Source organism: Acinetobacter sp. YH12155 (assembly GCF_013418255.1).
GTDB lineage: Bacteria > Pseudomonadota > Gammaproteobacteria > Pseudomonadales > Moraxellaceae > Acinetobacter > Acinetobacter indicus.
On record NZ_VPCK01000002.1, the window covers coordinates 177,278 to 192,185 of the forward strand.

At 44.5% G+C, this 14,908-nt stretch carries 9 protein-coding genes and 1 pseudogene; 4 read left to right on the plus strand and 6 right to left on the minus strand.

Annotation, left to right across the window (positions count from 1 at the left end; translation table 11 throughout):
* Nucleotides 1–27: 27 nt before the first annotated feature.
* The 4 genes and pseudogenes from FTU86_RS02225 (at nucleotide 28) to FTU86_RS02240 (ending at nucleotide 4,891) form a co-directional block, all read left to right on the plus strand.
* Nucleotides 28–1,056, plus strand: coding sequence for a methionine synthase (locus FTU86_RS02225; RefSeq protein WP_005177880.1), 1,029 nt, complete (start codon nucleotides 28–30; stop codon nucleotides 1,054–1,056).
* A gap of 114 nt (nucleotides 1,057–1,170) precedes the next feature.
* Nucleotides 1,171–1,662 (plus strand): flavin reductase, encoded by a 492-nt coding sequence (locus FTU86_RS02230; protein ID WP_180048346.1) that lies wholly within the window; start codon nucleotides 1,171–1,173, stop codon nucleotides 1,660–1,662.
* A 41-nt stretch (nucleotides 1,663–1,703) separates the two neighbouring features.
* Nucleotides 1,704–2,349: pseudogene (locus FTU86_RS02235) on the plus strand (sulfite exporter TauE/SafE family protein).
* A gap of 352 nt (nucleotides 2,350–2,701) precedes the next feature.
* Nucleotides 2,702–4,891, plus strand: a complete 2,190-nt coding sequence (locus FTU86_RS02240; protein WP_180036333.1) for a TonB-dependent receptor — start codon at nucleotides 2,702–2,704, stop codon at nucleotides 4,889–4,891.
* A 219-nt stretch (nucleotides 4,892–5,110) separates the two neighbouring features.
* On the opposite strand, the gene FTU86_RS02245 is transcribed toward FTU86_RS02240, so the two are convergent.
* Genes FTU86_RS02245 through tssF form a run of 6 tightly spaced genes read right to left on the minus strand, consistent with a single transcriptional unit; the run spans nucleotide 5,111 to nucleotide 14,906 of the window.
* Complete coding sequence (locus FTU86_RS02245; protein WP_075175237.1) at nucleotides 5,111–5,878, minus strand: OmpA family protein; 768 nt, start codon at nucleotides 5,876–5,878, stop codon at nucleotides 5,111–5,113.
* 1 nt (nucleotide 5,879) lies between these two features.
* Nucleotides 5,880–6,839 (minus strand): type VI secretion system-associated protein TagF, encoded by a 960-nt coding sequence (gene tagF / locus FTU86_RS02250; protein ID WP_168381391.1) that lies wholly within the window; start codon nucleotides 6,837–6,839, stop codon nucleotides 5,880–5,882.
* Nucleotides 6,840–6,870: 31 nt separating this feature from the next.
* Complete coding sequence (gene tssM, locus FTU86_RS02255; RefSeq protein ID WP_180036332.1) at nucleotides 6,871–10,686, minus strand: type VI secretion system membrane subunit TssM; 3,816 nt, start codon at nucleotides 10,684–10,686, stop codon at nucleotides 6,871–6,873.
* 40 nt (nucleotides 10,687–10,726) lie between these two features.
* Nucleotides 10,727–12,145 (minus strand): hypothetical protein, encoded by a 1,419-nt coding sequence (locus FTU86_RS02260; protein WP_168399662.1) that lies wholly within the window; start codon nucleotides 12,143–12,145, stop codon nucleotides 10,727–10,729.
* Entirely contained in the window at nucleotides 12,142–13,137 is a 996-nt protein-coding gene (gene tssG / locus FTU86_RS02265) for a type VI secretion system baseplate subunit TssG (protein ID WP_160243206.1), read from the minus strand. Before tssG ends, FTU86_RS02260 begins: the two co-directional genes overlap by 4 nt.
* Nucleotides 13,101–14,906: a type VI secretion system baseplate subunit TssF gene (gene tssF, locus FTU86_RS02270; RefSeq protein ID WP_180006510.1), complete on the minus strand. Its 1,806-nt coding sequence runs from the start codon at nucleotides 14,904–14,906 to the stop codon at nucleotides 13,101–13,103. The genes tssG and tssF overlap by 37 nt, the downstream gene beginning before the upstream one ends.
* Between the last annotated feature and the right edge of the window lie 2 nt (nucleotides 14,907–14,908).

Genomic DNA, 14,908 nt, shown 5'->3' on the forward strand with positions numbered 1-14,908 from the left:
TCAACGTATAGAGATAGAAGATTAGAGATGAGCATTTTACTCCCAACCTCAACCGCAGGCAGCTTACCGAAACCGTCCTGGCTGGCAGAACCGGAAAAACTCTGGTCGCCGTGGAAACTTGAAGGTGATGCACTGCGTGAAGCCAAACAGGATGCCTTGAGCCTGTCACTGCATGAACAGTTACTGGCCGGAATTGATATTGTAAGCGATGGTGAACAAACCCGTCAGCATTTTGTCACCACCTTTATTGAACATCTCGAAGGTGTGGATTTTGAAAAACGGGAAACGGTGCGTATCCGTAACCGTTATGATGCCAGCGTACCTTCGGTGATCGGTGAGGTGGCCCGGAAACAGCCGGTGTTTGTAGAAGATGCCAAGTTTTTACGCAGCCAGACCACTCAGCCGATTAAATGGGCTTTGCCGGGTCCAATGACCATGATTGATACCCTGTACGATGGTCATTACAAAAGCCGTGAAAAACTGGCCTGGGAATTTGCCAAAATCCTGAATCAGGAGGCAAGGGAACTCGAAGCGGCTGGGGTTGATATTATTCAGTTTGATGAACCTGCTTTTAACGTGTTCTTTGATGAAGTCAATGACTGGGGCGTGGCCACACTGGAACGCGCACTGGAAGGACTGAAATGCGAAACCGCCGTGCATATCTGTTATGGCTATGGCATTAAAGCCAATACCGACTGGAAAAAAACCTTAGGCTCTGAATGGCGACAATATGAAGCCGTATTCCCGAAATTGCAACAATCCAAAATTGATATTGTATCGCTGGAATGCCAGAACTCGCGCGTACCGATGGACCTGATTGAGCTGATCCGTGGCAAAAAAGTTATGGTTGGCGCTATTGATGTGGCCACCAGCCAGATTGAAACAGCAGAAGAAGTGGCCAATACCTTGCGTAAGGCCTTGCAATTTGTTGATGCCGACAAGCTTTATCCATCGACCAACTGTGGTATGACGCCGTTATCACGTCAGGTGGCGCAAGGCAAACTGCGTGCTTTAAGCGCCGGCGCCGATATTGTGCGTCAAGAACTGAGTGCTTAACACGTAAGCACATCATGTGGCATAGCTGATGGGAAGGGATGGGAAACACCTGATCCGGCCCATCCGCTTAACAACCATTTCAAGCATAACCCAAGAACATGAAGGAATCCGGTGATGATTGAAGCAGCAGACTTTAGAAATGCCATGTCTTTGCTCAGCAGCGCGGTCAATGTGGTGACCACGGCAGGGGCATCCGGTGTGCATGGATTTACCGCATCTGCCGTGTGTAGTGTAACCGATACACCACCGACCTTATTGGTTTGCATGAATCAGACCTCACGTTCACATGCTCATTTTATTGAAAATAAAATCTTGAGCGTGAATGTGCTAGGCGCGCAGCATCAACAAATCTCCAATGTCTTTGCCTCCAAAATGAAGTCTGAAGAGCGCTTTCAATATGGAACCTGGACTGAGCTGGAAACCGGCGCGCCGGTGTTAACAGATGCCTTGACCAGCTTTGATTGCGAGATTGAGCAGATTCAGCAGGTGGGTACGCATAGCATTTTTATGTGCCGTGTGCTGGCCATTCAGCACAGTCAGCAAGAACATGGTCTGGTGTATTTTAATCGTGCCTATCATCAGGTTGGTGAGCTGGAACTTGCTTAAGGCGCCTTGTCTTTAATTTCAAATTATTCAGTCAGTATTTCGTGGAAATTATCATTTTTTTAATTATCGGGGCATGCGCAGGTTTTGCCGCTGGGCTGTTTGGGGTCGGTGGCGGAACAATCATTGTACCACTGTTATATATCGTGTTTATGCAGATGGGTTATAGTCCGGATGTGATTATGCATTTGGCTTTAGGTACATCGCTAGCAACTATTGTGATCACCTCTATCAGTTCATTGATGGCGCACCATAAGAACGAGGCAGTGCTGTGGCCAGTCTTTAGACATCTAGCTCCGCCTATGGCCATTGGATGCTTTAGGTTCGGGAATTGGTTTTGCTTCAGCCATCTTTGGGATTGGCGGTGGCAGCTTGACCGTACCGTATCTCAACCGTTATGGCGTGGTCATGCAACAGGCAGTAGGCACATCTGCAGCCTGTGGTTTCCCCATTGCAGTTGCCGGTGCTTTGGGATTTATGATTTTTGGGATGCAGGCGCAGGTGAATGTGCCCAATACTATTGGCTTTGTTCATATTTATGCTTTTCTTGGTATTAGCATTATGAGTTTCTTTACTGCCAAACTTGGGGCGAAAACAGCACATGCATTATCGCCACAAATCCTGAAAAAATGTTTCGCCGTGTTATTGGTGATTGTGGGCTGTTTCTTTCTGGTTAAGGGTTTGGGTTAAGCTGAAGGCAATTGGAAGATAACGAATACGCTCATAATAGTGGTTTGATTATAGAGCGTATGCTTCTTAGCAGATTCATGATCTAAATAATTATCTTTAGAAGGAGCTTCCTGTTCAATTTGGATTACTTGATTTACTTAGAAGAAGTCGGTTACCTCAATTAAAAATAGATCAATAAATATTAATTTTTTTCATTTCAAAGCAGTGTTCATTGTCTGTTTTATGAAATTTTTCCTGTGAAGTTTCAAGCCAGGAAAGTACTCAATAAAATTTTTAAATAATAATTTTACATCATTAATAATAATGATTATCATTTGCCACAAAATTAACAATTGCAATCTAGGGAATGAAAATGCGGCGATCTCAATTTAATCTTTGTCTTCTCACAATCGCTATTTCTATGCATCTTTATGCAAAAGAGAGTAGCCCAGCAGCTGCACCAGAAAAACCGGATATCACTCAACTTTCAACAATGGTGATGACCGCCACACGTACACCTAAAACAATCGCCGAGATCGCAGGGACAGTACAAACCATTCATGGCGAAGCAATTGTTCAACAAGCTGGCGCAGGTCGAAAAGTCGCGGATATTTTAGCGCAGCTTGTACCATCTTTAGCACCTAGTAGTGGAACTACAAGTAATTATGGTCAGACCATGCGTGGACGTAATGTACTGGTCATGATTGATGGAGTTTCACAGACAGGTTCACGGGATGTTGCTCGTCAACTGAATAGTATTAGTCCAAATATGATTGACCATATTGAGGTGGTTTCCGGCGCATCCAGTATTTATGGTTCAGGTGCTACGGGTGGCATTATTAATATTATTACCAAACGCGCAGATAAATCTGAACCCGTAAGTTTTCAAACCAAGCTGGGCATCACATCAGCCGATAATTTCCGCCGTGACGGTTTAACTTACCAAGTAGGTCAAACTGCCTCATTTAGTAATGATCAAGTGGATGGATTTTTAGGCCTAGATTATACCCGCCGAGGTTCTCAATTTGATGGTCGAGGAGAGCGTATTTCATTAAGTCCTTGGCAGGGTAGCACAATGGATACCGATACCCTTGACATCAATGGCCGTTTAAACTTTGACTTAACAGATACGCAAACTTTCAGTGTAGGGGCGCAATATTATAAAGATAAACAGGATACAGAATATGGACCAGACTATTCCTACTTACAAACTGGTACTGAGCCTTCCCATAAAGCAATAAAAGGATGGAGCCTCGATAATCAGCCCTTTACAGAGCGCTATGCCGTTAATACCCAATATCAAAATCAAGATGTCCTTGGACAGACTTTGAATGTGGAGGCATATTATCGTAATGAAAAAGTACGCTTTGTACCTTACGGCTATTCGAAAGATGGGAGTAAGGTAAAGCAAAGCCAATCCAATATTGACTATGCCGGTATTCGTTCTACCATTCAATCTAATATACAGGTCGCAGATCGAGATTTAAAACTGACTTATGGCCTCGACTATGACTGGGAAAAAGACCATCAATGGGCAGATTACTATACACCTAGTCATAATGGTCTGGTTTATACCGCTACAGGGGAAAAACAGGGTTCCGGTCCTGATACAGAAATTCAGAATATTGGCACATTTGTCCAAGGAGATTATGCCTTAACAGATCGTCTAAATATTCAGGCCGGTGTGCGTTATCAATATGTTCAGGCAGACACTGACAGTTATTTAACCGCACGTAAACCGATTACTTTAATGGCGGCTGACTCCACCCATTCGGACAAATTTCTATTCAATTTGGGTGCAGTCTATGAGTTAACAGACGCGCAGCAAGTTTATGCTAACTTCTCACAGGGTTATAGTTATCCAGATGTACAACGGGTGCTGCGTGATGTGGCTGCTTATACCTTAACGACTTCTGGTATTGCACCGATTACAGTAAACAGCTATGAATTAGGCTGGCGTTTAAATCAGGACACGGGCTTAAATCTTGGCTTAACCGGTTTTTATAATACCTCGGATCAGGTGGTACAGTTTAATGCTGACCGTTCTGTAAACGTAGTAGATGCTGATCAAAGAGTATATGGTGCAGAAGCGACTGTCAGCTATCCATTTATGCAAAACTATAAGGTCGGAGGTACTCTAGGTTATACACGTGGGCAGTATAAAGATGTTGCCGACAATTGGCATGAATTAAATGCTTTTGCCATTTCTCCAACCAAAGGAACTTTATTCGCTGAATGGAATAACGACGCTGGCTATGGTGTCCGTGCACAAATACAGGCCATTAAAGGTACCAATAAAGCCTATAAGGATGACCAGCAATTAAAGACAGCCGGTTTGACTGACAGCAATAGTGCTGCAGATATTAAAGGCTACAGTACTATGGATGTATTGGCCCATTTTCCAATGGCAAAAGGGCGCGTAGATTTTGGTATTTATAATCTTTGGGATAGCCAATACAAAACTGTATTTGCTCAACAGGCTGCGGTAACAAATGCCAATTCTTTATTAGCAATTCCTGCCGAAGGCCGAACTTTTGCCTTAAGTTATACTATCAACTATTAATTTTAATGATGGTAGTTCTTGAACAAGTACTTAAGAATCGGATTATGAGTTCGCAACTCTATATACCTTTAGCAAATATCTCCAGTGAAGTTGTGCCAACATACAGTTTGTATAGGGCACAATCCCCGACATGCTATTTAACATAATATACATTATACGAAATATAGCATATTAAATAAAAGCCATCCTGTAGATGGCTCTTATTCCTTTAATGACCACTTAAATCACTTCAAACTCAATACGACGGTTCTTTTTACGACCCTCAGCTGTTGAGTTGTCTGCCACAGGTTTGTTGGCGCCTAAACCTTCCACACTCAAACTATCTGCAGGAATATTTTTGCCAATCAAATAATCTTTTACCGCCTGTGCACGCTCTTTACTTAAGATCAGGTTTTTATTGGCATCACCAGAGCTATCAGTATGGCCAATAATTTTCACCTGCTTGCCACCAACCTTATTTAAGGCAATCGCCATCTCATCAAGAATTTTTGTCCCAGATGCGGCTAAAACCGCACTGCCAGATTCAAATTCAATAATCCGGTTTTTCAAGGCATCATCAATAATTTTCTGTTCGGCCTGATTTACAGATAACTGTGCATTAAAACGATATGGCGCCTGTACCAAGCCCTGAAAAGCATTTGTGGTTGGCTGGATATCATTTTGATTGGACATTTTTCCATTTAAATCAATTTGCGTACCGCGTACCGACAATTGACCCTGCTTCACTTTTTTTAGGTCTGGCGTGATCATTCGTGTGACCGATTCGCTCCAGCCATTGGGTGCAGCAACCGATTTAACCTGAATTTTATCAATGACTTGGTCCGCACCATACACACTGTGCATTTTAGTCAGGATGGCCTGTTTGCTGGCTTCATTCGGGACCACGCCTTCAACTACAATCGGCTGTGCACATACCCAGCTACTAACACTGAACAAGAGTACAGACAGCCATTGTTTTTTATATGTATTTAATTGATTTTTAATCATTTTATCCATCTATAAAAGTCTGTCTAAAGAGTTTGATTCCCTGGCTTAAGCTAAGCTGGCGTTCACATAAAGCCTGTTCCAACGCCGCCAAACCTGCATTTTGCTCCAGATACGGATCAATCCAGCTGGCATTGACCAATGAGACCCAATGTGAACTGTCCAGGTTTTGGGTGAAAATTTCGCTTAAAGCCTGAATATCTGCGCCATGAAAGCCAAAAATCAGCAAGGGTTTGTCATAATGCAGTAAACCGACCAGCAATTCTGTGTTCTGATTGGCGACAAAACGGCTAATCAGACTGACCCAAAATGCTGCAATTTCATAGCAATAGGCATGATTATTAATCGGTAAAATCAGCACTTTATTTAATTTACTGGTGCCTTGATGGATCACCGGTTGCAGCAATAATCCCAGTCCAATCATGCTTTGTGCCAGCTCATAGGTGCTGATTTTCATCAACTGGGCAAAAGAATGTGTCGTATGATGTTCATAAAATGCTGCACTTTCATGCACATCAAACACCTGAATCTGGTTATTCAGTTTGGCCAGCTTGTCCAGCAAAATCTCAGGATCACGAATCGACTTGAGCACCCGGTTTTTCTGAAACAGATCAATCAGGGTCTGTTTATAGCGATAAGGCGCATACAGCAAATGCTCCAGGGGGACATCTACATCTAACAGATGGCTCAGTACCATCGGAAACTGTCGTCCCGAACTGTCTTCGCTGGCAATTAAGTTGGCCACCAGAAATTTATATTCCTGCGGATTGGCAATGAAAAAATCCAGTGATGGCAACTGCGTATAGCGCCTTTGAAACTCTGGAGATTGCATCGCTTTTTCCAGCGCCTCAGTAATCCACTGATCCAGTACCTGAATCAGTGAAGATTGGCCTTTGGTTTTCAAAAAATCGCCTCGGGCCGGACATTTACCATAATAAAATGGCAGGGTTTTCAGCTCATTCATCCCTGCTCTCCCACTCGCCTGTTCTGGCTGATCATGGCTGTACTCCTTCAATTCCTTTTAAAGGCGATGTGCTATTGGTGCGTGCAGTGGCAGGTGTCGGTGCTGTTTGCGCAGCCACAACACGTACCGATTTATTGGTAACCACCTGATCAACCAGCTGTAAACCCGCATAGCCACGGCTTGAGCCAATATTACCCGAGTTGCCGCTAATCAGTCGGAAGTTCAGTTTCACCGCAATATTCGGGTCCTGCTTGCTTTTCCAGACCATTTCAAAGCTGCCGCCTTGCTGGGTACGCTGAGCCGTGTCAATCAGACGGTTAATGCCGTACTCACCCGGTTCATCAAAGACGGTATGGGTTTTACCTTCTAAATCCACCGCTGTAATACGCGCACCCGGAATCGCACCCGGATTTGGCCAGACGAAATTCACCCATTGCTGAATGCCATTTTCATAAACCATACGCTGCCCATCAATATCAATGGTATAGGCCAGTAATTGCGGATTCTGTAATGGATAGAACTGGAAGTTGGACTGATTCACCGGTGCTTGCGCCGCGGTTTGAGACAATTCTCCTGTCGCCATGCCATTGCTAGGCGCGACATAGCTCTGGAAATTCATCACAAATTGCGGGTTCAGGCTGATACCTAAATCTTTCCAGGTTTTTGAGGTTAAGGTATAGCCACGACGGATCACCAGCGGATCTAAATACTCTTTCACAAAACGGGCGATACTGCCATTTTCACCAAAAATCTGGCTAATTTCATTGCTGGTCGCCTGTAAGGTCGCAGATGAATTAAACGGATATTTTTTGCTTAAATTGGCGCTAAATGGCTGATAAGCCTGCATGGTCCAGAGTTTATTGATTTCATCCTGTGCCGGAATTAACAGGCTTTCAAATGAATGCGTTAATGGACTGATCAACAGTTTTTGTAATAGCTGCTGGTCACGTTCATTTAAGCCCACCGTCATCTTCTCATCGACCAGTTTCTGGGTACTGTTAAACACCGAACTTTGATCATTGATGGTCTGTTTCACCAAGGTCATGGCCGATGGACCAATATCGCCCGCACTTTTCAGGTCATTGAACTTGCTGCGCACCTGAGCAATCGCTTGCATATACTCATCCAGTAAAGACTTGTTCTGCTGGTCATCACGCTTACGTACCAGCTGATAGAACATCTGGAATTCTTTGGAAATTGGTCCTTGTGCTCTGGCTACGGCCTGTTCCGCCATTTTCGCTTCATCGCGGTTCAACACTTTACGTTTAAACCAGGCAATAAAACCTTTTTGCGGTGCGGCTAGTTCTGCCTGAACCACCGGATTATCCCACGAGGTTTCCTGTGCAATCCGGGTAATCATCTGACGGATTGGTGAATTTTCCGGTTCACCCAGTTTTTCAATATTCTGCGCAGACTGTTTAAATTCCTTGCCTTTGGCATAGTGCACACCAGCCAGGAATTTACGCCATTCTGCAATATATTCCTGCTTGTACAGATCGGTCAGCTGTTTACGGATCTGATCGGGGCTGCCACTAAAGGTCAGGTCATCGGACTGGGTACTGTTTAACACCCAGTCTTTAGAATCTGTTGGCCGGTTGGAGACTTCATCAATGGCGGTTTCGACATATTCTGCCCAGGCTTTCTGGGTAAATACACCCGGTAAGGCATAACTGCCCAGCACCACCGCCTGATTATTCTCACCGACCATCTGTTTGACGGTTAAGGCCGGGAAACGTACCGCTGCACGCATTTTAATTTCGTTATAGACCCGATCACGTGCCGGCATACCACGCACCACAGACAATAACACCTGACGCGACTGATCAACCACCAAGGTATCCGCTTCCAGATTCGGGAATTTGGCATCATTGGCCAGGGTCATGGCATAAGATAAAATCTGCTCGGCATCTTTCAGCATTTGGCCGCGCGCCAAATCCCCCCGGTTGGCATCTAACCACGGACGCCAGAAACGCGTGACCTGATCACTTAAATGACCAGCTTCACGATATTCCGGATTGCTCATCATCAAGTAGGCTTTCAGTGCATTGTACGCATCTTGCGGATTACTGTCCGATGGCTCCAGATATTTCTGCTGGTTGGCCGCCTGCTTGATTTCCACATTGACATGATTGGCCTTCAGGGTTTCTTCATTGGCTTTTACCCGTTGCAGATACTGTGCCATGTTTTGCTGTGCTGGCTGCAGCACAATCTGCTGCACGCCTTGCAAATATTCAGTCTTCAGCTTTTCACGCAGCTCATTGCCCTGGTATAAACCAAAGCCAAATTTTAATGGACGATCTTCAGCAAAACTGTCCAGCTGTGACATACGGTTTTGCAGAATCAGCAAGGCTTCAAGCTGTCCGGCCAGTTCGGTGCCAGAGCGCTGCTCGATTTGCACGACTTTATTCAGGTCTTGCTGCACTTCGGCAATTAACTGCTGGTTATTGCGATACGACCAGACCCACAGTCCCAGAATAATCGACACACCAAATAATGCAGCAATAAAGCCAACATAACGCTGGCGTTTACGCAGTGGATTAATATGCTGTTTGACCAGATTCTTGTCTTTCAGAATCACATCAGAAAACAGCCCTTTCAGGAAGTAACCATGGTTTTGTGAAACTGAACGGGTCGGCACACCATGTTCACTGTTGGGAATCTTGGTCAGTAAAAAGTCTTGCGCAATCTGTTCGGTCATCGGGCTTTCAATGGTGCCTTCCTGTAAGGCACTGGTGAAATAAAAACCACGGAATACCGGTTTAAACTGGTACGGATTATCTTCAAACAAGGTACCAATAAAGGTTTTCAGTGCTGGCTTTAAGCTCTTGAATTCCAGCGGGAAAGTCATGACGCTTGGGGAAATATTCTGTGAATGGCGGCGACTTAAATGGGTGGTGCTCACGCCTTTTAAACCGTCATATAAAATGCCGTAATGCTTTTCAAACAACTCGACCGCATTTTGAGAAGATTCCGCATCATAAGGTAAGGTTGCGCCCCAGACCTGATCAAACTCATTCACTTCATAACATTCAAAGAATTCGGTAAAGCCGGCAATCAGGTCCATTTTGGAAAACACCAGATACACCGGTGGATAAATTTCCAGACGCTCGGTTAAATCCTGAATCCGGGCACGTAAATTCTTGGCCAATTTAATTGATTTTTCCGGACTCTGGCTAACCAGCTCGGCAATGCTGACAATTACAATCAGGCCATTAATTGGCGCCTGAGAACGGTTTTTCTTCAGTAAACCTAAAAAACCGAGCCATTCAGAATGATCTTCGGAATAGACCGAATAACGCCCGGCTGTATCCAGCAATACCCCTTCGGTGGAAAAGAACCAGTCACAGTTACGGGTACCGCTTAAACCGGCAGACACCATTTTCTGATGGCTTTCTTCAAAGGGAAATTTCAGACCGGAATTATAAATCGCCGAACTTTTTCCGGCGGCCGGGTTACCAATCACCATATACCACGGCAATTCATATAAGGCCGCATTGCCCTTTTTATCGCCCAGTTTAGACTTGCGGATCAGCTGAATCGATTCTTTCATTTGTTGTTGAATCAGCTGTAATTCTTCTTTATCTTTCTGCTTGCCGTATTCAGCTTCGGTGTCTTTACTGATGGCTTCGGCCAGCTCTTCGCCCTGCTTTTCATGACGATAACGCTGGATCAAGGCATAAATCCCGTATCCGACCACACCCAGAATATACACTGCCATCAGCGCCCAGAATAGATTGCGCGGAATGGTGTTATAAGATGCTATGAGTGCCACAAAAATAGACAGTGCAATAATCGCTTTCGGATTAGTCACATACTGCCAGACATAGCCTAAAATGGTATAAAACATACTGTTCTCGTTGTTCTAAAATTCGCGCGATACTGCAACATCAGCCTTGTGGGGTTTCATGAGAAACCGGCATAAAAAGTACGTGGGTGGCCGGATGTTCGGTACTGTAAATCATGGAAATAATTCCCTCTGGAAGATGCATGCCCAACATGAAAGAAAACACTTTCGATAAGTGTTGGGTATGACCAATACTTTGTTTTGTATATAAAAAATGATGAGTTTCGATTTGAGACTCAGCAAAACTCTGTTCAATCTGCTTCACGACTTTAATCTGGGTCGGATCATCCGGCATCAGCACAAAAGGCTGTTCCTGATCGAATTGCGCCAGTTCTGTCATCTGATGCTGCTGCAGGTAATGGGCAATATTTTTTTCATTCAACACCAGCTGCAGCATTTTGAATGGTTCTAACTGGTTAATCTGCACCGCGGTGGAGGCCACAATACAGCTAGAGACAAATTCAGCCGGTAAATAATGGTCGGTCAGCCAGGTTTTTTCATCAATCACGTCCTGATCAATTTCAGAATCGACCAGCACAATTAGTGATACGTCTTCGGTTTGTGCTGCGGTCTGTTCCAGCAATTCAAACCAGTCCTGATAGGCATTTTTACTGCCCCAGTAATGATGCTCGATATGAATCTGCTCCGGAATTACCTGAAAATCCTGGATAAACTCCATGATCATCTGCTGGCTGTCCATTTCATTCCACAAATGCAGCAAATCTTCTGCCAGCACCACATGAATATTAATCCGGTTTAAACGCATAACAGGTTGCACCGGCTCAGGTTCAAGGCTGTCATCTTCCTGATGGTTGGGATCAATCCAACCCGGATGCATACGGTACTGATAGGCCAGCTCGCTGTCATAGAACAGTGCCGACTGTTTTAAATGTTCGGCAATTTGCATCAGTACATCGCTGTGCTGAACCAGCTGCTGCTGGACCAGCCGGCGCATACGTAAACTGCGCTGGCTGTCAACGCTATATTCATCTGCATCGTCGTCCAGCTCAATTTCATCATCCAAGTCTTTAATCCGATAGGACAGAATTGGCAAGCCGTAGGCATTTAACAGCTGATGATCCAGCTCCGGACTGGTGAAATTTTTTAATTCTTCAACAATCTGTTCATTTTCACCAAAGGCATGCTGGCTATAACCACTGTACAGGTTCAGCGCCACCGTTCTGACCGGCTCCACTTTTTCTTCAGGAATCTGTTGCTGGGCAAGTGCCGCCTGCTCCTGCTGCTGTTTTTGTTCTTCCTGACGTTTTTTATAACGCTGGACTGCGCTATAAATGATGAAAGGTGACGTCAGCAGCAGCGTAATCGCCAAAGGCAAAAACACAAAAAATGCCAGCATATCTGCCGTATCGGGATCATGCTGAATATCGCGCCAGTAAAAGATAATGGCGGTGCTGACCAGAATAAAAATACTGACAAAAGTGCCAATGATCCACTTGATCATCTTTGATCCCCCAACAGCGGATAACAGCTATCACGATTATCTGCCCGTGCCTGTGGCATTAAAAAAGCCCCTTGCCCTAGCCCCGCATGATGACTGGAGTTCAGACACAAAGGCTGAATGTCTTCTTTGCTCAGCACCAAACGCAAGTCAACCATTAGAGTCGGACTGCACCAGGTCTGTAAGAGTTTTTTCAGTTTAGTGCTGGCTCGCTGTCCCGGTAAAAATTCCTGATATTGCTGCCGGTTTAAAGGTCCGACTTCAATTTCAATCTTGCCATCAATCTGGCGGATGGTTTCCCCACAAAAGGTATTTACTCCAAGCAAGGCCGGATTGCTGCCGCCTAAACAGGTTTTATGCGCATCATCCAGTTTGAATTTTTCTTCAATAAATTCATGTACAGTAAAATCGGTTTTGAAAATACAGTTCAGCACGGTTTTTAAGGCATGTGCGGTGTTGTTCTGGCCCTGCATCAGGCCTGAAAATTCTGCAAAATAATGATCCATCTCATCCTGTTCATGTTGTGAACGGATGTAACCATTGAGCGCATGCAGAATATCCAGATAATGATTGTCGTGTTCGACCTCATAACGTACCGGCAAGTTATAAGCCAAGCTGGCTTCAATATATTGGCCGGTCAGTTTGTTATTAAACAAACTGAGGAACTGCACGGTTTCTTCACGCTGGATACGTGGACTCTGGCGGATGCGCTGGGTATAGGTATACGGTAAGGCCCCCTGAATGCCGGTGAGTCCCACCATTAAATTGGTCAGCTGAATCTGATCATCTTCAACCGCCAACGTTTCAATTTCTGCCGCCGGAAAATTCAGATTGAGCGAGGTCTGAAACTGAAAGCCCTTTTTCCAGTCGGTCTGTACGGCCTGTTCAGGTGCATGACGCAGCAGCCGCGTGGCCTGAATAAACTCATACGCCGTCGGCTGTTCAACCAGATCTGCAATTACAGAAGTTTCTTGCCACCAACGTTCTGCACGCATTGGTATAACTCCTGTAAGCTGTTGGCATCGCGCACCACCACATCCACAAAGCTGTTCATCTGAACTTTTAAGTTAAAGATATGACTGAGCAAGGTACTGAAAATATAAAGGCTATGGCCACGAAATACCTGTGGATCAATATCCAGATGCACTTTCAGACCACGGACAAATAAAGGAAAGGGTTTAGCTTCGACCATTTTCTGGGTTAACGAAAACTCGACCGCTTTAATTGAGTCAATAATTAAATGATTTTCTTTAGATTTTGGTAGGTTATAAAGTTCAAGCAGCTCTTTGATATGACTGATCGCATCGCCTTTCATCAAAGACAAGGTGTTTAAGGATAAATGCGAGATCACCCGCCATTGTTCCATTTTATTCTGCTCAAAATAATACGGCTTATTCGGACGCTTCAGTACCAGAGCGCGCCGTGCCAGACTGCTGTCATTCAGATTTAAAATATTATTGGCTTGGCTTAAAGCCTCATGTGGCAAGTCACGGTTTGAGCAAAGCAGTTTGGCGCTGATAAAATCCGACTTGGTGTGCTGCGGTTGTAATTGCTTTGACAATACACTGTAGCCCGTTTCCACAAAACGGTTATGCAGCTGCTTGGCATTTAGGGCGTAATAAAACTGAATATCTTCATGCCGATAATGACTCATGGCAAAAAATGGATAAACCGGAAAAATCACCTGATCCTGATTGGTTTTTTCCCGGATCATGTTCATTTCCTGAATGCTGTACATCTGATAAAACTCAGGATGATGCGCATCGGTCACCAGTGGATATTCCAGCTGCTTGTGGTCAATTTTTTGCGGTTCGGCCTGCTTCTCAAACAGGTTCACCACCGGTGTGGCAAATAATTTAAAGTTGGCCACGTTCAGTTCGGAATAATTGCGAATCACCATCTGATCATTCAGGTTCAGTTTCAGATGAATCAGCAATTCAAACTGGCTCTGATCTTCAAGATAACACAGAAAATCCAGATTCAGACTCAGGAAATTAAACTTTTCCGGAAAGCAGAAATATTCCAGCAATAACCGGTAGGCATGATGGGTATGCTCATCTAGCGGCAGTACACTCTCCTGCTCATGCATGCCCATCAGCTGAAACGGATTAGCAATCTGAATTTGGCGCTGGCCAATTTTTAATGAAAATCCGGTACTGGGACTGAAAATACCATCGAGTACCTGAAGCGGAAAATTGGAAATCGCATCCAGATAAATTGGCAACTGCTGTTGTTGCAGCAATGTGTGTGCCTGATTAAAAATTTCAAAACCCAGACTTAAGGTTGCATTCTGGTTCAAGTGCATATGCGCACTCGGATTGCTCTTGAATTCCAGCTTGTTGAGCTGAATTGGCAATAAATTCACGCTGTGTGTGCTTGAAAACTCGCATTGAACGCCTTTGAAACTTCTGGATTTTAACGCCGTGCCTTTGGGAATTGTATGTGCTTCGGTCAGCTGTTTAATTTTATTGAGATCTTCAAAGCTGACCACAGAACAGGCCGGAAATGGCTTTAGGTACTGTGGAAACATGACCTCAAACAAGGCGCGGGTAAAAATGTCGTAGCTGTCTGCCAGTTTTTTATCAATACGCGCGGCTATTAGTGAAAATGCCTGAATTAAACGCTCGATATGCGGGTCATCAATCTGTTCCTGATTTAAAGACAGACGCTGGGCAATTTTAGGATATTTTTGGGAAAATTCACGAGATTGCTGGCCGAATTCTTGCAGCTGTTTTTCGTAATAAGGTAACAAGTCTTCAATCACAG